Origin of the sequence: Streptomyces sp. R-74717, from assembly GCF_047305335.1 — a bacterium.
Lineage (GTDB): Bacteria > Actinomycetota > Actinomycetes > Streptomycetales > Streptomycetaceae > Streptomyces > Streptomyces atratus.
Genome location: NZ_CP102361.1, coordinates 8,877,138 through 8,896,218, shown reverse-complemented (window position 1 = coordinate 8,896,218; position 19,081 = coordinate 8,877,138). Strand labels below are relative to the sequence as shown.

Sequence of the window (19,081 nt, the reverse complement as noted above, 5' to 3'; positions counted from 1 at the left end):
GCGGCGCAGTGGGTTCTCAGGATTGCCGCAGCGCACCGTCGAGGACGGCAGCGTGCACGGCCCTGGCGAGTCGTGCACCCCAGCGGGAGCGGGGTCCTGCGAAGGGTTCACCGGGGGCCGCACCCGGAGAGGGGGCGGCGATGCAGACGGCGTCGGTGGGGGTGCCGGAGCAGTCGAGTCCCGCGTCCAGGAGTGCCTGGACCTTGGCCTCGGTCGCAGTGGCGACCGCGTTGACGAGTGCGGCGTCGGAGAGGGCCACCGGCAGGGTGACGACGATATTGACCGTGCCCGGCCGCGGCGGCCCCTCGGTGCCCTCGGCCGGGGCCGCCGCCCAGCCGCGTACGCCGAGTCCGCAGGTCGCCGTCGCCGTCACCCCCTCGTCGGCCGCGACTGTGTACGCCGTGACGTCGGCGGCCGTCATCAGTCCGGCACCGGGCCCGTCGAGGTGTTCCGCAGCGGCGATCTCGGCGAGGTGACGGTCGGGATCCAGGCGCGGATAGCCGCCGGGCACCTGGGCGTTGAGGATCCAGGAGCGCGGGCCGATGCCACCGCCGAGTACGGCGCTGCTGCACACCCGCCACCCCGGCCCGAGCCGCCACACCAGATGGTGAATGTCCAGGCCGTCCTCGTGCCGGGTCAGCAGTTCACCGCGCTGTTCGGGCAGCCGGATGCATACGGAACGGATGAGGCACCCCAGGTGGCACGGCAGGAGTCGGCAGGACGGCGGAACGACGGTCGGCCCTTGGCCCGTCGATCATATGCGCCGGGGATGTTCAGTCCGCGGCGGGCGCGCTGCCGGGCGGGCCGGTATCGGTCGCGACCACCTGGCTCGGCAGATGGTGCAGCCGGTCCTGGCGCTCGGCGTCCACCCCCAGGAGTTCACAGATGACGCCCATCGGCAGCGGCAGGGCGAACCGGGCGCGCAGATCCACCGTGCCGTCGCCCGCGACGGCGGCCCGGTCGACATCGTCGAGCAGCTCGGCAGTGACGGTCTATCCGCGGTCGCAGCTCTTCCACCCGCCGGGCAGTGAACGCCTTGCTCACCAGTGATCGCAGGCGGCGGTGGTCGTCGCGGTCGGCCGTGGTCATGCCCTGCACGGTGGCGAATGTCTTCAGCGGCCGGCCGTCGGGGATGCGTCCCTCGGCCGGCTCGGTGAAGTGGCGTGCCCCCTTGGCCACATCGAAGTGGGCGAGGAACTCCTTGAGCGCGTCGTGTCCGAGCACCGCCATCCCTGCCACGTCGCCGGGGAGGACGACGGATGCCACGGCCCCCTGGGCGAGCAGCCTGGCGTTGTCCGCGTGTGGGCAGCCGCCTGACGGATCCATGCGGTGCGGGCTGCTTGTCAACTGGCTCTCCTGACCTTCGTCGGCCGGTGCCCGACGGGCCGTGGGACGACAGCCTGTTCGAGCTTGCCGATCCTACGGTCGACAGCACCGGCAGAAAGGTGCGTTGCCGGTGTTCACGCGGACTTCCGCACGGTCAGGAGTTCGAGCAGATACCGCTTGGTGATGCCCCCTGCGCGCTGCGCGTCGATCAGGGCCCGGATGCGGTTCTTCGGCGTCGCGCCCGTCCTACTGACCCCGCCATGGCACCCGCTGCACCGGATCCTCCGGCAGGAAGCGCACCGAGGGCCGTCCGTCCGGGCCGTCGGGAGTCACCCGCGCCCTGACCCGGTAGACGTCGGCGATCAGCTCCTCGGTGATCACTTCCGCCGGGGTCCCGGCGGCCACCACCCGCCCCTCCTTCATGACGACGATCCGATCGCAGAACATCGCGGCCAGATTGAGGTCGTGCAGAGCGATCACACCGGTGAGGGGCAGCGAGGCGATCAGCGACAGCAGATCCAACTGGTGCTGGATGTCGAGGTGGTTCGTCGGCTCGTCGAGCAGCAGTTCACGCGGCTGCTGGGCCAGTGCGCGCGCTATCTGGACACGTTGCCGCTCACCGCCGGAGAGGGTGTGCCAGGACTGGTCGCCGCGATCGACGAGACCGGTCCGCTCCAGAGCTTCGCGCACCGCGTCGTCGTCCGCCCGGCCGGGTGCCGACCAGGCCCTGCGGTGCGGGATGCGCCCGAGGCGTACCACGTCCAGGACGCTCAACTCGACCTGGGTGACCGCATGCTGGTCGACTACAGCGACCCGCTGGGCCACGGTTCGGCGCCCGATCTCGTCGAGCCGCCGGCCGTCGAGGGTGACCACGCCCGCATCCGGGGCGAGGACTCCTGCCAGCACCCGCAAGAGGGTCGACTTGCCGGAGCCGTTCGGCCCGATCAGCCCGACGGTGGCGCCGGGCGGCGGCGTGAGATGGACCCCGTCGAGGATGAGGCGGCCGCCCGCCTCCCGGCTGACCCGCTCGGCACTCAGCCCCTCAGTGGCTCCACGCGTCATGTGATCCTCCGGCTGCGGTACAGGACCAGGACGAACGCGGGCACGCCGATGAGGGCGGTGACGACTCCCACTGGCGCTTCCTGCGGGTCGAGGACCGTCCTGGCGAGGGTGTCGACCCAGACCAGGAACACCGCCCCGGCCAGGGCGGTGACCGGCAGCAGCCGCCGGTGCCCGGAGCCGGTGAGCACACGGGCGGCGTGCGGCAGGACCAGACCGACGAAGCCGATGGCGCCGGCCGAGCTGACGAGCGCGGCGGTCAGCAGCACGATCCGGGTGCGCGCGACATGGACGCCGAGTGTGGCGGCGGCGTCCTGGCCGAACGCGAAGGCGTCAAGCGCGGCCCGGTGCGGTGCGGCTTCGACGGTGACGGTGCGTCCACAGTTCTTCAGCGTCACGGGGTATCCGTCGGCGGAGCCGGACTTCGCGGCGGAGCTGCTCGTTCCGCCGCCGCAGGCGGTCAGCAGGAAGAATCCCGCCGAAAGCAGGGCGACGGTGCGGACAGGGCTGGCTATGGACGGCACGGAGTCCCTCTGCGTCTCGGGGCTCATGCGCGGAGCCCGCTGTACGGAGTCCTGCGCCCGGTACCGGGTCGCAGGTGCCAGCAGGTCTTCGGACTCGGGCTCCTACGGACGGGACGCCTTCCCAGGACTCGCGGGTGGTCCCAGTGGCCGTGGCCCCGCCCGTCCCCCTCACCGCTGCGCGTCAGTTCCGGATTCTCACCGGATTCCCTGACCCCTACGTGGAGTTTGACTGGCTTCGGCAAGTTATCACGAGCCTCCGCGCAGCTCATGGGCGGTGTGGCCGGTGGTACGCCGGGCTGTGCTCCCGTCGCACCACCCGCCCGATGCCTACGGACGCTGAAGAGCGATCACGGCGTTGTGCCCGCCGAAGCCGAAGGAGTGGCTGACGGCGCGCCGGATGGGCTGCCGCAGGGGTTGCTCGGTGACGCAGTTGATGTCGAACTCGGGCGCCGGGGCGTCCAGGTTGGCGATCGGCGGTACGACTCCGCGCTGGAGCGTCAGGACGGTCAGTCCGGCCTCGATCGCTCCGGCTGCCCCCATGCAGTGCCCGAGGACGCCCTTCGGGGCGGTGACGGGCGGCCGGTGCGGGTAGACCCGGCCGATGAGGGCGGCCTCGGTGGCGTCGTTCATGGGTGTCGCCGTGCCGTGTGCGTTGACGTGCTCGACGTCCTCGGCCGCCCAGCCCGCGTCGCGCAGCGCGGCCTCGACCGCGGCCTGGGCGACCGCGCCGGACGGGTGCGGGCTTGTGGGGTGGTGGGCGTCGGTGGTGGCGCCGGTGCCCGCGAGCAGTGCCCGCGGCGCGGCGCCCCGGGCCGCGGCGTCGTCCGCCCGTTCCAGCACCATGACGGCGGCGCCCTCGCCCATGACCAGCCCGGCACGGTCGGCCGCGAAGGGCCGGCACCGCCTGGCCGGTTCGCCGTCCGCCCGGGCCGCGGCTCCGGACCGGGCGAATCCGGTCATGGCGACCGGGTAGACGATCGACTCGGTGGCTCCGGCGATCGCGATGTCGCACTGTCCGGTGACCAGCAGATCGCGGGCGACGGACAGTGCGGTGGCGCCGGACGAGCAGGCGGTGCAGGGTGCCAGGCTGGGGCCGGTGGCCCGCAGCTGGATGGCGATCTCGGCCGCGGGCATGTTCGGAATGGTGAGCAGGATGCCCGACGGCGAGGTGGCATCCGGTCCGTGCCGGTCGAGTACGACGGCCTGCTCGGTCAGTGAGGCGGAGCCTCCGCTGCTGGTGCCGACGACCACCGCGACCCTGCTGCCCTCCCACTGCGCCGGGTCGAGGCCGGCGTCGGCGACCGCCTCCCGGGCGGCGAGAACGGCGAACTTGACGTACTTCCCCATACGGAAGGACGTGCGGCCGCCGATCGCGGCGTCCAGGTCGATACCGTCGACCGTGCAGGCGAAGTCGATCGTGCACCCTTCGAGTGCCGCGACGGTACGCACCGGCGAGACTCCGGCGCACACACCTTTCCAGGTGGATTCGGTGTCGTTGCCGACCGGGGTGATCATTCCCAGGCCTGTTACGGCAATCGCGGGCCTGTTCATCGGGCGTTGCTCATCGGTGCCTCGCCACCCATCAGCGCCCCGCCGCCGGCTGTCGCGCCGATGTACCGCGTGATGTCGGCAAGGGTGGCGTCCTTGGGGAGCTTGTCGAAGTCCCTGTCGCCGCCCATCGTCTCCCGGATGAGGACGGCGAACTCGGCGACGGCGAGGGAGTCCATCTCCAGGCTGTCCATCGTGGATTCCGGGCGGATCTCGTCGACGGGCACTTTGAAGGTGTGTGTCAGAACCTCGGTGATCTCGGGATGAATCGCACTCATGAGCTTCCTCTCCGTCATTCGGTACGGCTGCCGGGGTCGGCGGGGGCACCGTCCCGACGCCGAATCAACTGGGTGACGTGCCTCCAGTTACGCCTTGTGCCGAACCGATTCGCCACCGCCCTGCTTCGGCTGCGTGCACCACCGGGCCAGGACGGCTGCCGTACCCCAGAAGACCTGCAGCACAACGCGGACACCGAGGGCCTCGGCCGCCTCCCGTACCCGCTGCGTCCGCACAGCTGTTCCCGTCCCTGTCACGGCCCTCACCGCTCCCCCGGGGCCGTCGCCCGGTCCCCGTCCGACTGCCAGGCCCCCGCCGGATCGTCGTACGCATCGACGTAATCGGCCCCCGCGATGGGCCAGTCGGCGAGCAGTTCCTGCGGCAGCGCGAAGGAGTCGGCGAGGGCGGGCAGATGAGTGGCGACGACGCTGATCAGCTCTTCCAAGGCGTCCGGCAGTCCATTGACCTGATCGACCGTCAGACATCCGGCGGCCAGCAGATCACCGCTGTTCCGGGCGATCCGGTCGAGTGCGAACAGCCGCTGCAGCTCGACCAGGCGCTCACGGGCGGGCCCGTCCGGCAGACCTGCCACCGCGTCCGAGTACGCCTCGGCCGCCTGCCGGTGGGCGTGGGCCTCGACACCGCGAAGGGCGGGACCGGATGCGATGTTCCACCGCTCCAGCGGGTCACCGTGCGGTGCGCGGCCCAGCCTTTCCCTGGCCCGGACGAACCAGATCTCCTCCAGCACAGCCAGGAGCCTGCCGAGGAACCCGGGGTCGGTGAGATCGCCGGGTTCGCCGCCGAAGGGAGCGTCGTACGCGGCCGGTTCGGTGGCGAAGAGCATTTCCACGGCCGCCTTGGCATGGATGGCCAGGTTGTCGCCCTCGGCGGTGATGACACCTTCCACTCCGGTGATGAGTTCGGTCATGCCGTTGTTCTCCAGGAGCGCCTGGGCACCGCACCGTTCACGGCATTCGACGATCACGGATCTGGCCTGCCAACTGATCCATCCCTTGGCGACGGCGACCAGCCGCTCCGCCTCCTCCCGGCCCGAGCCCGCGCTGTCCTTCCGTCCCTCCCAGCGGTTCAGGGCCCTGCGGTGCAGCAGACTCATCGCGAAGACCGTGGCCATGGCCCGGGCGAGCGGGCCGTGGTGGCTGCGGTGGGCGATCACCGGTACCTGACGCGATCCGCGGGGCCCGGAGATGTACCGGTGGCCGCCGTAGCGGACGGCGACGGCGAGCGTTGCGCGCGCGGAGCCGACCGCGCAGGCACTCATGGAGATCTTGCCGGAGGTGACGCGCCCGATCGACGCGAGGAGGCGACGTCTGCGGTTGCCGACGGCGCTGCGGAACGCGCCGTCGGCACCGATCCGTCCGTGGTCCCCGCCGAGCAGCGCGTCGCGCCCCACGAATACCTGGTCGAAGGAGGTCAGGCAGTGGTCCACCGGGCTCCCCATGCGTGCGGGAAGTCTGCGGACCCGTACGCCGGGCAGGGCCCGTACGGCATCGGTGAGCGGTACGAGGAAGAGAAAGACGCCGTGATCGGCGCCGTCGACAAGCAGACGCGCGGCCACAAGACCGGTCTTGGGGCCGCCTGCCGGACTGGTGTTGGGCATGAACTTCTGGGCGCCGGCATGCGGTGTGTGCAGCACAAACCCGTCACGTGCGCGGTCGTAGGCGGCCGTGGTCTCGACGGCCGCCGCGTCATTGCCGTGCGCCACCTCCGTACAGAGAAAGGTGCCGATGCTGCGCAGTCGGAGGAAGTCCGACAGATCACGCCGACCGTCTTCTTCGTGGTCGAGGAGGCTGCCGAGGAAGAGGTTGTAGTGAATGCCCGCCACCGTGGTGAGGGCCGGGTCGACCGGGCCGAGCCATTCGTGCAGGGCCGCGAGGGCGCGGGGGTCGGCGGCGAGCCGGGCGCCGCTGTCGAGGCAGTCGTTGAGGATGCGCAGCCGCTCGTAGGCGAGACCCAGGCGTTCGTCGGGGGTGCGGTGGTCCGGGCGGCGGAATGGTTCCGTGCTGATCATCCGTTGCCAGAAGCCATGCTCCTGGCGGAAGTTGTCGCCCAGGAGCACACCAGTGAGGAGTTCCACGGACCGTTCGGTGGAGAGGTCGTCGATCGTTGCGGTCATGAGACAAGAACGATCAGCCGACGGCGAGGACACCGGGGGCCCTCTTCGGCGGGCCGTCCGCGTCGACGCGCTGGAAGGCGAGCGCGACGTTGTGTCCGCCGAAACCGAAGGAGTGGCTGAGTGCCCGCTCGACGTGCTGCATGCGGGGCTCCTTGACCACACAGTCGAGGTCGAACCCGTCCGGCAGCGAGTCCAGGTTGGCGATCGGCGGGACGAGACCGTGCTCCAGGGCCAGTACGGTGGCCACCGCTTCGATCGCCCCGGCCGCGGCAAGGGTGTGCCCGAGCACACCCTTCGGGGCGGTCACCGACGGCCGGTGGGGGAAGAGCCCCGAGATGAGCGCTGTCTCCATCGCGTCGTTCAGCGGGGTCGAGGTGCCGTGCGCATTGATGTGGTCGACCTCGTGGGCCGCCCAGCCCGCCTCGTGCAGCGCCGCCTCCACGGCCCTGCGCGCACCGGCTCCTTCCGGGTCCGGGGCCGTGGGGTGGTGGGCATCGGTGCCGGAACCCGCGCCGGTCAGCAGGGCGCGCGCCCGTCCCCCGCGGGCTTGCGCATCGAGTGTCCGTTCCAGCACGAGCACGGCGGAACCCTCACCGACCACGAATCCGTCCCGGTCCGCGGCGAACGGCCGCGATGCGCCCGCCGGATCGCCCATACGCAGGGAAAGCGCTCCCATTCCCGCGAAGGCGCTCACCACCAACGGAGTCAGTACGGACTCCGCGCCGCCTGCCACCGCCACATCGCACCGGCCGCTCGTCAGCAGGTCACGGGCCACGGCGATCGCGGTCGCCCCGGACGCGCAGGCCGTGGCCGGTGCCAGGCTGGGGCCGTGGGCCCGCAGGGCGATGGCCACCTCCCCGGCGGCGGCGTTGGGCATCATCATCGGGACCAGGAGCGGCGACACCGCCTCCGGTCCGCCGCCGTCCAGCTTGCGCAGATTGTCGACGAGCACGGACACCCCGCCCACACCGACGCCGAGCACCACTGCCACCCGGTCGCCGTCCCACCGCTCCGGTGACAGCCCGGCGTCCGCCACCGCCTGCCGGGCGGCGACCAGCGCCATCTTCACGAACCGTGCCATGCGCCACGCCGAGCGTCCGCCGACGGCCTCGTCCAGATCGATCCCGTCCACCGGACAGGCGAAGTCGACCGGGAGACCGGCCAGTTCCTCACATCGCCGTGCCACGGACACACCGGCGCACAGTCCCGCCCAGAAGGTGTGCTCGTCCGCGCCCGCAGGGGTCACCAGCCCCACTCCCGTAACCGCGACACCCATGTCGACCCACCCCATGATCCGCCCCTCCTCCGTAATCGATCACGTCTACCGAATGTCGAACGGCAGTCGCCCCGGCGAGGATGCGCTCACTGAGCCGAACGGGTCACCGATGGGCCGAGTGGACCGAACCTCGCCGCGCGCCCGGTGAAAGCGTTCACCCGTCCGCAGCAGTCCGCCGCGCTGTGTGCACCGGCAGGGCATCCCCTTGGGACATGGAAGCGGACGGTAACCAGTCTCAGTCCCCGGAAGCGCGCGCGGAAATGGAGGCGCTGCGCGCCAGGGTGGCGGTGCTGGAGGCGCGCGCCCCGGCACGGCACCGGCTGCGGGCCCGTTCGTTCTTCGCCGTACTGCTCATTCTTGTCGCGGCCGTCCTCACGCCGCTGAGCATCGTGGCCACCTGGGCGAAGAACCAGATCGGCGACACGGACAACTATGTGGCGATGATGGCGCCGCTCGCCTCCGACCCCGATGTTCAGTCCGCGGTGGCCGATCGCGTGACCGGCGCCGTCATGAAGCACCTCGACGTGAAGGCGCTGCTGGCCGACGTCGCCCCGGCGGACCGGCCGGTCGTCGACAAGGCGCTCTCGAGACTGAGCGGCCCCCTGACCACGGGGGTTTCGGACTTCGTGCACGGGACCGTGGAGAAGTTCGTCGCCGGCGACGCCTTCGCGACGATCTGGACCGACCTCAACCGGACCGCCCAGTCCGCGACGCTGAAGGCGCTGTCCGGGAGCGGCGGCGGGGCGGTGAAACTCACCGATGACACCGTCACCATCGACCTGGCACCGGTGATCGACCGGGTGAAGCATCGCCTCGTCGACCGGGGGCTGACGGTCGCCTCGAAGATCCCGGAGATCCACACCGACTTCACGGTGCTGACCTCCGAGTCGGTCGGCAAGGCCAAGAAGTGGTTCCGGGCCCTCCAGATCATCGGCTTCTGGCTGCCGTTGGTCACTCTGGTCCTTGCCGCGGGCGGGGTGCTTCTCGCGGTACGCCGCCGTCGCGCACTGGTCACGGCGGCGCTCGCGATCGCGGCGGGTGCCGCGGTGCTCGGGCTGGCCGTGTGGGTGGGCCGTGCCTTCTATCTCGACAGTCTCCCGTCCGAGGTGTCCCAGCCCGCCGCCGGTTCCGTCTTCGACGCCCTGGCCGGCCCCGTACGCGCCTTGGTCCGCCTGATGGTCACGCTCGGCATTGTGGTGGCCCTCGCCGCCTGGCTCACCGGTGACGGCCGCGCCGCCACCCGTATCAAGGCGATGTGGAGCGGCGGCATCGGCGCCGTACGGGACGCGGCCGGTGTCACCGGCGGCCCGGTCGGCAGCTGGGTGCACCGTGCCAGGCTCTGGCTGAACTGGACGGTGGTCGTGGTGGCCGCCGCGGTCCTGGTGGCGTGGGACCGGCCGACGGGCCTGGTCACCGTGTGGATCGCGCTGTGCGCGCTGTTCGCCCTCGCCGTCATCGAGTTCCTCGACGACGACAGCACGCCGCATCTGGCGGTGCCCGGGTAATGAACGGGTAATGAACGGTTCCTGCCGTCTCCCGGCGTCATGGTCCGGCATACGGAGGGACACCGGTGACCCCGTCGGTGAGTCAAGACGTCACCATCCAGTTGCTCGGCGGATTCCCCAACCTGAACCAGGCACTGGCCGGCCTCCCGCAGCTGGTGAAGGCCGATGTCACGGGCGCTGTCGACGGCCTGCCTCAGGTCCGCACCCGGGGCACCGCCGACAACGGCGTGACCTGCAAGCAGGTCCTGGTCCTTTGTGGCCACGAGGGTGAGTACCGCTTCGTCGCGCCGCAATCGGTGCTGGTGAAGGGCGGCTTCCTGGGCGTCCGCATGACGGCCGAGGACCGGCATGGCAACACCGTCGACTCGGCGCTCACCAGGGTCATTCCGATCGGGTGACCCCGCGCTGACGGCGTGACAGGACGGTGTCACCGTCCCCGCGAGGGGGAGGTGACACCGTCCTGCTGGGGCTGTTCAGAAACGGGCGAATGCCGCCTTCAACTCCGCCTCGTCCGGCGGGTTGGCACCGGCCCGTGCGACGGTCACGGCGGCGGCGGCCGCGGCGTGACGCAGGACATCGGTCACGGTGTCCCGCTCCAGTGCGCGCAGCCGTTCACGGCCGTCCGCACCCAGCAGCCCGTGCGAGGCGAGGGCGTGCAGGGTGCCGGACATGAAGGCGTCGCCCGCCCCCACCGTGTCGACCACGTCGGCGGGCAGCGCATCGACCGTCACCTGACCGTCGGGAGTGACGGCCAGGGCACCGTCGCTTCCCCGGGTGACGAGGACGACGGCCGGGCCGGTGGCGAGCCACCGCTCGGCGACCCGCTCCGGCTCCTGGCCCGGATACAGCCACTGCAGGTCCTCGTCGCTGGCCTTGACCACATCGCTGAGCGCGACGCAGCACTCGACCTTGCGGACGGCCGCATCGTGCTCCCCCATCAGCTCGGGCCGCACATTGGGGTCGTAGCTGATGGTCGCGGACGTCCGCAGCGACTCGACGGCGGCGAGGACGGTGGCCGCTCCGGGTTCCATCACCGTCGCGATGGATCCGGTGTGGACGTGGTGGGGCGCCCGGTCCAGGGAGACCGCGTCGAGCGTCCAGGTGATCTCGAAGGTGTACGCGGCCTGGCCGCCGTCGCCCAGGGTCACGGCGGCGGAAGGGGTGGGTTCCGTGGCACCGTCCGTTCGGATCTCGACCCCGGCGCCGGTCAGATGGCCCCTGATCAGCCGCCCGTTGTCGTCCGGGCCGAGCTGGGTGAGCAGGGTTGCGCCGTGCCCGAGCCGGGCCAGACCGTACGCGACGTTGGCCGGGCTGCCTCCCGGGTGGACCTGGTCGGCCGCACCCGGCAGCCGGACGATGTCGGCGACGCATTCGCCGATGACCAGCAGGTCGAGTCTGTAGGGCATGAGCTGGGGTCTCCTGGAGTGCGGTGACGAAGGTGTCCTGATAGGCGGTGCGGCCTCCGAACACATTGAGCCCGATCCTGCCGCTTGCATAGCGGGTGTCCGTCACATCGATGACCGGACGGCCGTCGATGAACGCCTCGATCCGTGCGCCCCGGGCCCGGATCCGCAGCGCAAGAGTCACCCCGGCGCGCAGCGGCAGGGGCACTTGGCGAGTACGGCCGTCTGTCCGCCGTCCCTGCAAAAGAGCCGGGCCGTCCGCAGGTTCGGGTCGAGGTTCACGGCATATCCATCGGCCGTGTCCGGCGTGGCGCGGAGCAGCACGGAACCGGCACCGCTGGTCCCGTCCGGGCCGCCGAACCGTACCGGCGTCGTCAGTTCCAGGTCGCCGTACACGGTGCTGGAGACTTTGTGGTGGGCGGTTTGCGGGAGTTGGCGGCATCCTTCGTGGCGCCCGGGCCGTGCGGGGTGGCGATCCGGGACCGCCTCAAGCACCTCATGCCCCAGGACGAGAACGTGCTCCGCTTGGTCGGTGAGCATCAGGGTCGTCTGGCTTCGCGTGATCTCAGGGCTCGCTGTGCGGATGGCCTCGGGACGCTCCTGGCGGGCCTCGCGAACCGGAGCGGCCGGCGCGATCGGAAGCGTCCGTACGGGGCATCGGCACACGCGGCCCGTGCGGCGGTCGGGGTCGGCCGCACCCTGTGGCCGCGTACGTCAAAGCCGCCGGACGGCGGCCTCCAGCGCGTCGGCCACGAGTGCCAGGAACCGTGCATGGGCCTGCGGACTGCAGACCGGCTCCGGATTCCAGGGCAGCACCCGGGCGACGCGCTCGATCGCCGACCACGCCTCGTTCGTCCGAAGCTCGGCCAGGGGTGTGGCGTTGGCGCGGATGTCGGCGAGCACGATAGCGGGGCGCGACGCCGCGGCGTCCGCCCAGCCGACCGTGGACCAGTTCGCGCCGGGCCCCTCGGCCGGCTCCACCAGGTCGACGCCGAGCTCGGCCAGCACACGCAGCTCGGGCCACATGCGGGGGCGGGCGAGGTGCGCCCGGTCCTGCCCGGCCGGGGAAAGGGCGACCACCCTGGGCCGGTCCGGTCCGACGGCGAGCGTGCGCAGCCGGTCCCGGGCAGCCTCCAGGTCCTGTGTCGCCGTCGTGGCTTCCTCGGCGCCGAGTGAGCGCGCCAGCTGCGCGAACCGGTCACCGATCTCCGCGAGGGTGCGCGCCTGGCCCACGTCGATGACGACGACCGGGACGTGCTCCTCCAGATGCTTGGCGGTCTCCGGGGCGAGCCCGTAGACGTGACCGCCGCCGTAGCTGACGGCCACCACGAGGTCCGGCTCACCGCTCAGCAGGGTGTCCACGTCCAGGGTGCTGCCTGCGCCGAGATAGCCGACCTCGGTCAGCGACAGCGATCCGGTCTTCGCCGCGTCCGGCACGGCTTGGCCGTCGTGATCGGAGCCGAATATTGCGCTCGGACGTATCCCGTGGTCCCACAGGGTCGCTCCGGCCTGGACATAGGCGAGCACCCGCGCCGGGCGCCGCCCGGCGGTCGACAACTGCCCACGATCGTCGGAGAACTGCCACACGGTCTGCTCCCTCACGTCACACACCCCTCGGCACCGGCCGCTTCGCCCCGTTTCCCGGGTCGTACACCAGTACCTGCCCAGCCAGCCCCCGTGACACCCCCTCCCATGGCCGGTCCGGCACAGATGACGCGAAGACGCCCGCGGGTGGCCGGGGCCGGCGCCCCCGGCACGGATCCCGCCCCGGTCGACAGCCTCCCCGCCGCTCGTCAGGGCGTGCGTGTGATGCTGATGGCATGACTGGCCGATCCGACATCGTCGTCGTCCGCCGGCCGGGCCGGCACGGTGGCACCGAGGACGAGCCGGCCCGGCTGCTGACGGCCTACCATCTGCGGACCCAGGCCGAGAAGGGCGAGGCCGTCGCCGGCGCGGCCGAGCTGCCCGACCGGTACCGGGCCGAGATCTCGGACCCGCGGACGGCGTTCCACGACGATGTCGTGCTACTGCCCCTGAGCGGTGACACCCCTGTGGGCTGTGTCGTGGTCACCGCCGCCGTCGAGGGGCGGTCGGAGATCAAGCGGCTGTGGACCGATCCGGAGTTCCGGGGACGCGGCATCGCCTCCTGTCTGACGAGCGCCGCACTGGCGCACGCCGAACAGAGCGGAGTCGGCACGGTTCGGCGCCGTTGTCGGCCGTCCGGACGCAGATGTCCGCGAGGGCCGCACGGTCGTCGGGGTGGTAGGCCCGTGGGCCGGCAGGCTGGGTCATTGCCTCATCCCGCTGAGCCTGGGAGCGCTCCCACAAGTCTCGGGGAGAAATTCTTCGAACACGACCGTGTTCCGGATCGATCCGGGCGGTACCCGTGAACTTTCTGCGGAGCCGCCGCCGGTCTCTGCCGGAAGGCTGAAGGGAATGTTCAGCCGGCGTCGACACCGAGTCCGGTCAGGAACGCCGCAGCGGCCGGGGTGGGGCGGAAGCGGCTCCAGACCAGCCGCTCCGTGCGGGCGGGCGCGTCGCGGACGGGCAGCACACGTACGCCGGTCAGTTCCGCCGCGAAGGCGGCCGGAAGCATGGCGATGCCGAGCCCGCTACGGACCAGCCGGACGATGAAGTCGGTGCCGCTGACCTCGAAGGCCACCTCGCGGGTGAGCCCCATCGCCGCGAACGCCTCCTCCGACTGCGCCCGGGCCGCGGTGCCGTCGGGGTAGTCGACGAACATCTCCTTCGCCAGCCGTTCAAGACCCACTGCCGCCTCACCGGCCAGGGAGTGGGTGGGGGCCACGACGGCGACCAGTTCGCCCGTGGCGAGTTCGTGATCGCTCACGCCCTTCGGCCGGTAGCTCGGCAGCACACCCAGGAACGCCACGTCGAGCACGCCGTCCCGCACCTCCTGGACCAGGTCCTTGCTCGCCCCGTCGCGCAGGACGATGTGCACCTTCGGGTAGCGGAGGTGGAACGCCCGCAGTGCGGCCGGGATATCGACCGCGGCGACGGTCGGGATGGCTCCGACCGCCAGACGCCCGCGGACCTCCCCCGCCGTGGCGGCCACTTCGGCACGGGCCCGCTCCGCCGCGTCCAGCGCCTGCCTGGCCTCCGGCAGGAACGCCTCGCCCGCCGCGGTGAGCCGCACCTGACGGCTGGTGCGGTCGAAGAGCCGGGCTCCCAGCTCCTTCTCCAGCCGCGCGATCTGATGACTCAACGCGGACTGGACGACCAGACACCTCTTCGCGGCGCGGGTGAAGTTCCCCAGTTCGGCCACCGCGACGACGTACCGCATCTGCTGAAGTTCCATCCATCCATCGTGAACCACGATCGATGGAATGAAAAACATGTGTTGGACTCATGGATGGTGGATGCCCGACGCTGAGGGACATGGCTCATTCCACACACGAGACCCGAAGCCGGGCCGTCCCGCGCACTCTCCCCGATCCGCCCGCTCTCGGGCGCGGCCTGGTCCTGCTGATGGCCCTCGCTGCCGGACTCTCGGCCGCCGGCAACTACTTCGCGCAGCCGCTGCTCGACATCATCGAGGTGAATCTGCACATCGGTGTCACCGCGGCGGGGCTGATCGTGACCGCCGCCCAGGCCGGTTACGCGCTGGGCCTGATCCTGCTCGTTCCCCTCGGGGACGTCATGGAACGCCGACGACTCGCCGTGAGCCTGTTCGCGCTGACCGCCTTCTTCCTCCTGGCCACGGCCGCTGCCCCCACCGGCCCCCTGCTGATCGCCGGGACCCTGCTCACCGCGCTGACCTCCGTCGGCGCGCAGGTCGTGGTGCCGTTCGCGGCGACGCTCGCAGCTCCGGCCGAACGCGGCAGGATCGTCGGCGTCGTCATGTCCGGTGTCCTGCTCGGCGGGCTGTTCGGGCGGATGGCCTCCGGTGCGCTGTCCGAGCTCGGCGGCTGGCGGACCGCGTACTGGGTGAACGCGCTGCTCATGGCCGTCATGGCGATACTTCTGCACAAACGGCTCCCCCGGCTGCCCCGGCAGCGCGGCGCGGCTCCGATGTCATACACCGGACTTCTGCGCTCCACACTGTCCCTGCTGCGGCAGGAGCCTCTGCTCCGCTGGCGGGCAGCCATCGGCGCGTTCTCCATGGCCTCGTACAGCGTGCAGCTGACCGCGCTGACGTTTCTGCTGACCCGGCCCCCTTTCCGCTGGAACGCGGCCGCCATCGGACTCTTCGGTCTGGTGGGCGTCATCGGTGTGGTGGGCATGAACTTCGCGGCCCGGTTGAGCGACCGCGGCCGGGTACAGGCGGTGTCGGGAACGGCGGCCGCGCTCCTCACGCTCTCCTGGCTGCCGCTGCTGGCCGGCGAGTCCTCCCTGCTGTGGCTGGCTGTCGGGGTGATCTCGCTGAACATCGCCCAGCAGGCGGGGCTCAACAGCGCACAGAATGTGATCTACGCGCTCCGCCCGGAGGCCCGCAACCGGATCAACTCGGGATTCATGACGCTCTTCTTCATGGGCGGGGCGGCGGGAGCCGCACTCGCTTCGGTGGTCTGGGCACGGGCGGGCTGGAGCGGTATCTGTATCCTGGGCGGTTCGCTGGCCGCCGGAAGCCTTGTGCTGTGGGCCCTGGAGCGCGTCCGGATGGCCTCCGCCGCACGTCCCGGGTCCGTCGCCGTCACTCGTTGACGGTCGTCAGCAGCACTACGGCGTCCTCCAGCGCCAGCAGCCCGTGCCGCTCCTGCGGGATCGGGTGGAGTCCTCCGGCACTCAGCTCCACATCGCCGGAGGGCGCCGTGAGGCGTACTGTGCCGCGGAGCACCTGGAGGGAGGCCGCGGCGGGTGCGTTGTGCTCGTCGAGGGCGGAGCCGGAGGTGAGGGCGATGACGGTCTGGCGCAGGGGTTCCTCATGCAGCAGGCGGTGGGCGCTGCGGCCGTGTGCTGAGGTGCGGGCCGCGGCCAGATGCTCGTCGGCGAGGGCATTCAGATCGTCCATATGCCCACTGTGCCGCAGCCCTCGTCCCCCCGCGATCCTGCCGCAGGCCCACCCGCACGGATTACCCGGTCGCCCCGCCGGCTGCCCCGCGGTCAGTTCCGCAGCCAGGCCGTCGTGTCCTGCGCGAGCCTCCCCTCCTCGTCCAGCGGGCCACCGGTGAGAAGGATGTCCGTGTGTCCGGGCAGTTCGACGGGTTCCGCGCCCGGATCGGCGACGCAGATCAGTCCGCCGGTCCGGGTGAAGTCGAGCACCCCGGGCGCCGAGGGCAGCCAGGTCATCTGCTGCGCACCAAAACCCACCGCCACCCGGAAGCCCGGCTCGGCCCGGCGCACCCGCAGCGCTTCGCGGTAGAGGCTGCGCATCGACCGCGGATCGGCGCTCTGCCGGTCGGCGGCGTACGAGGACCAGTCGGCCGGCTGCGGAAGCCACGGCTCCGCGGTGGAGCCGAAGCCGGCGTACGGTGCCTGCGCCGACCACGGCACCGACCCGGCACCCGTCGCGTCCCGGGTCGGTGCCGCCCGAGCGGAAGTGCATCGGTCCTGGATCCGGGCACACGGAATATCCGCCTCCGGAAGACCCGGTTCCTTGCCCTGGCAGCCGGGAAGCTCACGCAAGTGCCGCGGATGTACCCGCGCGTTCGTCCCCGACGGCGCGGGCCATCAGCCGTTCGCGGTCCACCGGTACCTGACGTCCGGTTCCTTCTCCTCGTTGCGGCTGCCGTCGTCGAACCCGACCGCGGTGAAGCCGTGCCGCTCATAGAAGGACCGGGCGTCGGTGTTGCGCTGGAAGACGTACAGAGTGAGCTCGTCGGGGGCGATGTCGCGCGCCTTGGCCAGGAGCAGCGAGCCGATGCCCCGACGCCGTACATCGGGTCGCAGATACAGGTGTTCCAGCTCGGTTCCGTCGAGGGAGGCGAACCCAAGTACCTCCCCCGTCCGGGTCTCGGCGATCCACACCGATGTTCCGGGCAGGACGACATGGGTCATCCAGGCCAGCGTGTCCTCGTCGCTGTGCACCTTCGGCAGGTACGGCATGGCTGCGGCGCGGGAGGCGAGGAAGATCCGGGTGAGCGGCTCCGCGTCCTCGGCGGCGGCCTCGCGCAGCAGGACACGGTCGGCCGCCGCGGACTCGTTCGGTGCCATCTCGTCTCTCCCTGTTCGTCCGGAACCCGCCAATTGACGCCATCGGCGGTGAACTGCTCGTCATCCTGGACGAACCTATGTCGGGCCGAGCCACACCTCCACAGGATTTGCGCTGTGCATCGGGCCGGCCCTCCCCTCCGCGCCGGCGGGTGTATACGGCGGGGCAGTGGCGGACCGGCGCAGGCCACCCGTGAAAATAAGGGAGGGGAAGATCGCCAGGACCGACCGATACGGAGGAGTGGGCAGATGCCGCACGAACGAGCTGGACAGCCGGCCCGGCCGGAGGATCTCACCGATGTGGCCCGGCTGGTCACGGCTTATTACACGCTGCACCCGGATCCGGCCGAGCTCGGCCAGCGGGTGGCCTTCGGTACCTCCGGCCATCGCGGGTCGTCCACGGCCACCGCGTTCAACGAGGACCACATCGCCGCCACCAGCCAGGCCATCAGCGAGTACCGGGCACTGCAGGGCACGGACGGGCCGCTCTTCCTCGGCGCCGACACCCATGCGCTGTCGGAACCGGCCCGGATCACCGCCATCGAGGTGTTCGCCGCCAATGACGTGACCGTGCTCATCGATCCGGCCGACGGCTACACCCCGACGCCGGCGGTGTCGCACGCCATCCTCACCCACAACCGGGGCCGGACCTCGCAGCTCGCCGACGGTGTGGTGGTCACTCCGTCCCACAACCCGCCCGGTGACGGCGGGTTCAAGTACAACCCGCCGAACGGCGGCCCGGCCGGCTCCGAGGCCACCGGCTGGATCCAGGAGCGGGCCAACGAGATCATCGCGGCCGGAATGAAGGACGTACGACGGCTGCCCTACGTCCGCGCACGGGCGGCGTCGACCACCGGGACGTACGACTTCCTCGGCAGCTACGTCGCGGACCTGCCGTCCGTGCTCGACCTGGACGCGATCCGCTCGGCGGAAGTACGCATCGGTGCCGACCCGTTGGGCGGAGCGTCGGTCGCGTACTGGGGCCGCATCGCCGAACAGCACCGGCTCGATCTGACCGTGGTCAATCCCCTGACCGACCCCACCTGGCAGTTCATGACGCTGGACTGGGACGGAAAGATCCGGATGGACTGCTCCTCGCCGTACGCGATGGCCTCGCTGATCGGGCAGCGCGACCGCTATCAGATCGCGACCGGGAACGACGCCGACGCCGACCGGCACGGCATCGTCACACCCGACGCCGGGCTGATGAACCCGAACCACTACCTCGCCGTCGCCATCAACTACCTGTACGCCCACCGCGAGCAGTGGCCGGCCGCAGCGGGCATCGGCAAGACTCTGGTCTCCTCGGGAATGATCGACCGGGTCGCCACCGCCCTCGGCCGTGAGCTGGTCGAGGTGCCGGTCGGCTTCAAGTGGTTCGTGGACGGACTGGTCGACGGCTCGCTCGGGTTCGGCGGCGAGGAATCGGCCGGGGCGTCCTTCCTGCGCCGAGACGGGTCGGTGTGGACGACCGACAAGGACGGCATCATCCTGGCGCTGCTCGCCTCCGAGATCCTCGCGGTGACGGGCAAGTCCCCGTCCGAGCACTACGCGGCGCTCACCGGCCGGTTCGGCGAGCCGGCGTACGCCCGGATCGACGCTCCCGCCGACCGCGAGCAGAAGGCGGTTCTCGCACGGCTCTCCCCCGAACAGGTCACGGCCGACACCCTGGCCGGTGAACCCGTCACGGCCGTGCTGACGGAGGCGCCCGGCAACGGCGCACCGATCGGCGGCATCAAGGTGACCACCGAGAACGCCTGGTTCGCCGCCCGCCCGTCGGGCACCGAGGACGTATACAAGATCTATGCCGAGTCGTTCCTGGGCGCCGACCATCTCGGCCGGGTGCAGGAGGAGGCCAAGGCCGTGGTCTCCGCGGCGCTGGACGCCTGAGTCCGGCCGGGGCCGCCTCGGGCGGCCCCGGC

The 19,081-nt window shown here is 71.2% G+C and carries 18 protein-coding genes, 3 pseudogenes and 1 riboswitch; of the genes and pseudogenes, 5 read left to right on the top strand and 16 right to left on the bottom strand.

Annotation, left to right across the window (positions count from 1 at the left end; genetic code table 11):
* Nucleotides 1-16 precede the first annotated feature (16 nt).
* The 9 genes and pseudogenes from NRF20_RS40175 to NRF20_RS40135 form a co-directional block, all read right to left on the bottom strand.
* Nucleotides 17-601 carry an adenosylcobinamide amidohydrolase gene (locus NRF20_RS40175; protein ID WP_398631769.1) on the bottom strand — a complete coding sequence of 195 codons (585 nt, stop codon included), beginning with the start codon at nucleotides 599-601 and terminating at the stop codon, nucleotides 17-19.
* Between the two features lie 199 nt (nucleotides 602-800).
* Nucleotides 801-1,326: pseudogene (locus NRF20_RS40170) on the bottom strand (cytochrome P450); the annotation flags it as partial.
* A 246-nt stretch (nucleotides 1,327-1,572) separates the two neighbouring features.
* Complete coding sequence (locus NRF20_RS40165; protein ID WP_398631768.1) at nucleotides 1,573-2,388, bottom strand: ABC transporter ATP-binding protein; 816 nt, start codon at nucleotides 2,386-2,388, stop codon at nucleotides 1,573-1,575.
* Nucleotides 2,385-2,735, bottom strand: a pseudogene (locus tag NRF20_RS40160) (FecCD family ABC transporter permease); the annotation flags it as partial. The gene NRF20_RS40165 and the pseudogene NRF20_RS40160, both read right to left, overlap by 4 nt.
* 235 nt (nucleotides 2,736-2,970) lie before the next feature.
* Nucleotides 2,971-3,158, bottom strand: a riboswitch (cobalamin riboswitch).
* Nucleotides 3,159-3,236: 78 nt separating this feature from the next.
* Nucleotides 3,237-4,460 carry a beta-ketoacyl-[acyl-carrier-protein] synthase family protein gene (locus NRF20_RS40155; RefSeq protein ID WP_398631767.1) on the bottom strand — a complete coding sequence of 408 codons (1,224 nt, stop codon included), beginning with the start codon at nucleotides 4,458-4,460 and terminating at the stop codon, nucleotides 3,237-3,239.
* Nucleotides 4,457-4,735: an acyl carrier protein gene (locus NRF20_RS40150; RefSeq protein ID WP_398631766.1), complete on the bottom strand. Its 279-nt coding sequence runs from the start codon at nucleotides 4,733-4,735 to the stop codon at nucleotides 4,457-4,459. Before NRF20_RS40150 ends, NRF20_RS40155 begins: the two co-directional genes overlap by 4 nt.
* Before the next feature lie 87 nt (nucleotides 4,736-4,822).
* On the bottom strand, nucleotides 4,823-4,969 hold the full coding sequence (locus tag NRF20_RS40145; protein ID WP_398631765.1) for a hypothetical protein: 147 nt from the start codon (nucleotides 4,967-4,969) through the stop codon (nucleotides 4,823-4,825).
* A 26-nt stretch (nucleotides 4,970-4,995) separates the two neighbouring features.
* Nucleotides 4,996-6,867, bottom strand: coding sequence for an acyl-CoA dehydrogenase (locus NRF20_RS40140; RefSeq protein ID WP_398631764.1), 1,872 nt, complete (start codon nucleotides 6,865-6,867; stop codon nucleotides 4,996-4,998).
* 13 nt (nucleotides 6,868-6,880) lie between these two features.
* Nucleotides 6,881-8,158: a beta-ketoacyl-[acyl-carrier-protein] synthase family protein gene (locus NRF20_RS40135; RefSeq protein WP_398631763.1), complete on the bottom strand. Its 1,278-nt coding sequence runs from the start codon at nucleotides 8,156-8,158 to the stop codon at nucleotides 6,881-6,883.
* 197 nt (nucleotides 8,159-8,355) lie between these two features.
* On the opposite strand from NRF20_RS40135, the gene NRF20_RS40130 reads away from it, so the two are divergent.
* Both NRF20_RS40130 and NRF20_RS40125 read left to right on the top strand, forming a co-directional pair.
* Nucleotides 8,356-9,648 (top strand): hypothetical protein, encoded by a 1,293-nt coding sequence (locus NRF20_RS40130; RefSeq protein ID WP_413754164.1) that lies wholly within the window; start codon nucleotides 8,356-8,358, stop codon nucleotides 9,646-9,648.
* A gap of 77 nt (nucleotides 9,649-9,725) precedes the next feature.
* Nucleotides 9,726-10,046, top strand: coding sequence for a hypothetical protein (locus NRF20_RS40125; RefSeq protein WP_413754163.1), 321 nt, complete (start codon nucleotides 9,726-9,728; stop codon nucleotides 10,044-10,046).
* A gap of 75 nt (nucleotides 10,047-10,121) precedes the next feature.
* Here the strand turns inward: NRF20_RS40125 and NRF20_RS40120 are convergent, their stop codons facing one another.
* From NRF20_RS40120 to NRF20_RS40110, 3 genes are all read right to left on the bottom strand, one after another.
* Complete coding sequence (locus NRF20_RS40120) at nucleotides 10,122-11,054, bottom strand: carbohydrate kinase (protein ID WP_398631760.1); 933 nt, start codon at nucleotides 11,052-11,054, stop codon at nucleotides 10,122-10,124.
* 177 nt (nucleotides 11,055-11,231) lie between these two features.
* Nucleotides 11,232-11,591, bottom strand: coding sequence for a hypothetical protein (locus tag NRF20_RS40115; RefSeq protein ID WP_413754162.1), 360 nt, complete (start codon nucleotides 11,589-11,591; stop codon nucleotides 11,232-11,234).
* A 174-nt stretch (nucleotides 11,592-11,765) separates the two neighbouring features.
* Nucleotides 11,766-12,653 (bottom strand): ABC transporter substrate-binding protein, encoded by an 888-nt coding sequence (locus NRF20_RS40110; RefSeq protein WP_398631758.1) that lies wholly within the window; start codon nucleotides 12,651-12,653, stop codon nucleotides 11,766-11,768.
* A 218-nt stretch (nucleotides 12,654-12,871) separates the two neighbouring features.
* On the opposite strand from NRF20_RS40110, the gene NRF20_RS40105 reads away from it, so the two are divergent.
* On the top strand, nucleotides 12,872-13,441 hold the full coding sequence (locus tag NRF20_RS40105) for a GNAT family N-acetyltransferase (protein WP_398631757.1): 570 nt from the start codon (nucleotides 12,872-12,874) through the stop codon (nucleotides 13,439-13,441).
* A gap of 50 nt (nucleotides 13,442-13,491) precedes the next feature.
* On the opposite strand, the gene NRF20_RS40100 is transcribed toward NRF20_RS40105, so the two are convergent.
* Nucleotides 13,492-14,367: a LysR family transcriptional regulator gene (locus tag NRF20_RS40100; protein WP_266364495.1), complete on the bottom strand. Its 876-nt coding sequence runs from the start codon at nucleotides 14,365-14,367 to the stop codon at nucleotides 13,492-13,494.
* An 80-nt stretch (nucleotides 14,368-14,447) separates the two neighbouring features.
* On the opposite strand from NRF20_RS40100, the gene NRF20_RS40095 reads away from it, so the two are divergent.
* Nucleotides 14,448-15,713, top strand: a complete 1,266-nt coding sequence (locus NRF20_RS40095) for an MFS transporter (RefSeq protein WP_413754161.1) — start codon at nucleotides 14,448-14,450, stop codon at nucleotides 15,711-15,713.
* On the opposite strand, the gene NRF20_RS40090 is transcribed toward NRF20_RS40095, so the two are convergent.
* From NRF20_RS40090 to NRF20_RS40080, 3 genes and pseudogenes are all read right to left on the bottom strand, one after another.
* Nucleotides 15,703-16,020 carry a cupin gene (locus NRF20_RS40090; RefSeq protein WP_398631755.1) on the bottom strand — a complete coding sequence of 106 codons (318 nt, stop codon included), beginning with the start codon at nucleotides 16,018-16,020 and terminating at the stop codon, nucleotides 15,703-15,705. The two genes, NRF20_RS40095 and NRF20_RS40090, sit on opposite strands and share 11 nt — an antisense overlap.
* A 92-nt stretch (nucleotides 16,021-16,112) precedes the next feature.
* Nucleotides 16,113-16,625, bottom strand: a pseudogene (locus NRF20_RS40085) (alpha-glucosidase); the annotation flags it as partial.
* 54 nt (nucleotides 16,626-16,679) lie between these two features.
* Nucleotides 16,680-17,162, bottom strand: coding sequence for a GNAT family N-acetyltransferase (locus tag NRF20_RS40080; protein ID WP_398631754.1), 483 nt, complete (start codon nucleotides 17,160-17,162; stop codon nucleotides 16,680-16,682).
* Nucleotides 17,163-17,408: 246 nt separating this feature from the next.
* Here NRF20_RS40080 and pgm point away from each other — a divergent pair, with 246 nt between their 5' ends.
* Nucleotides 17,409-19,049, top strand: a complete 1,641-nt coding sequence (gene pgm, locus NRF20_RS40075; RefSeq protein ID WP_413754160.1) for a phosphoglucomutase (alpha-D-glucose-1,6-bisphosphate-dependent) — start codon at nucleotides 17,409-17,411, stop codon at nucleotides 19,047-19,049.
* Nucleotides 19,050-19,081 lie beyond the last annotated feature (32 nt).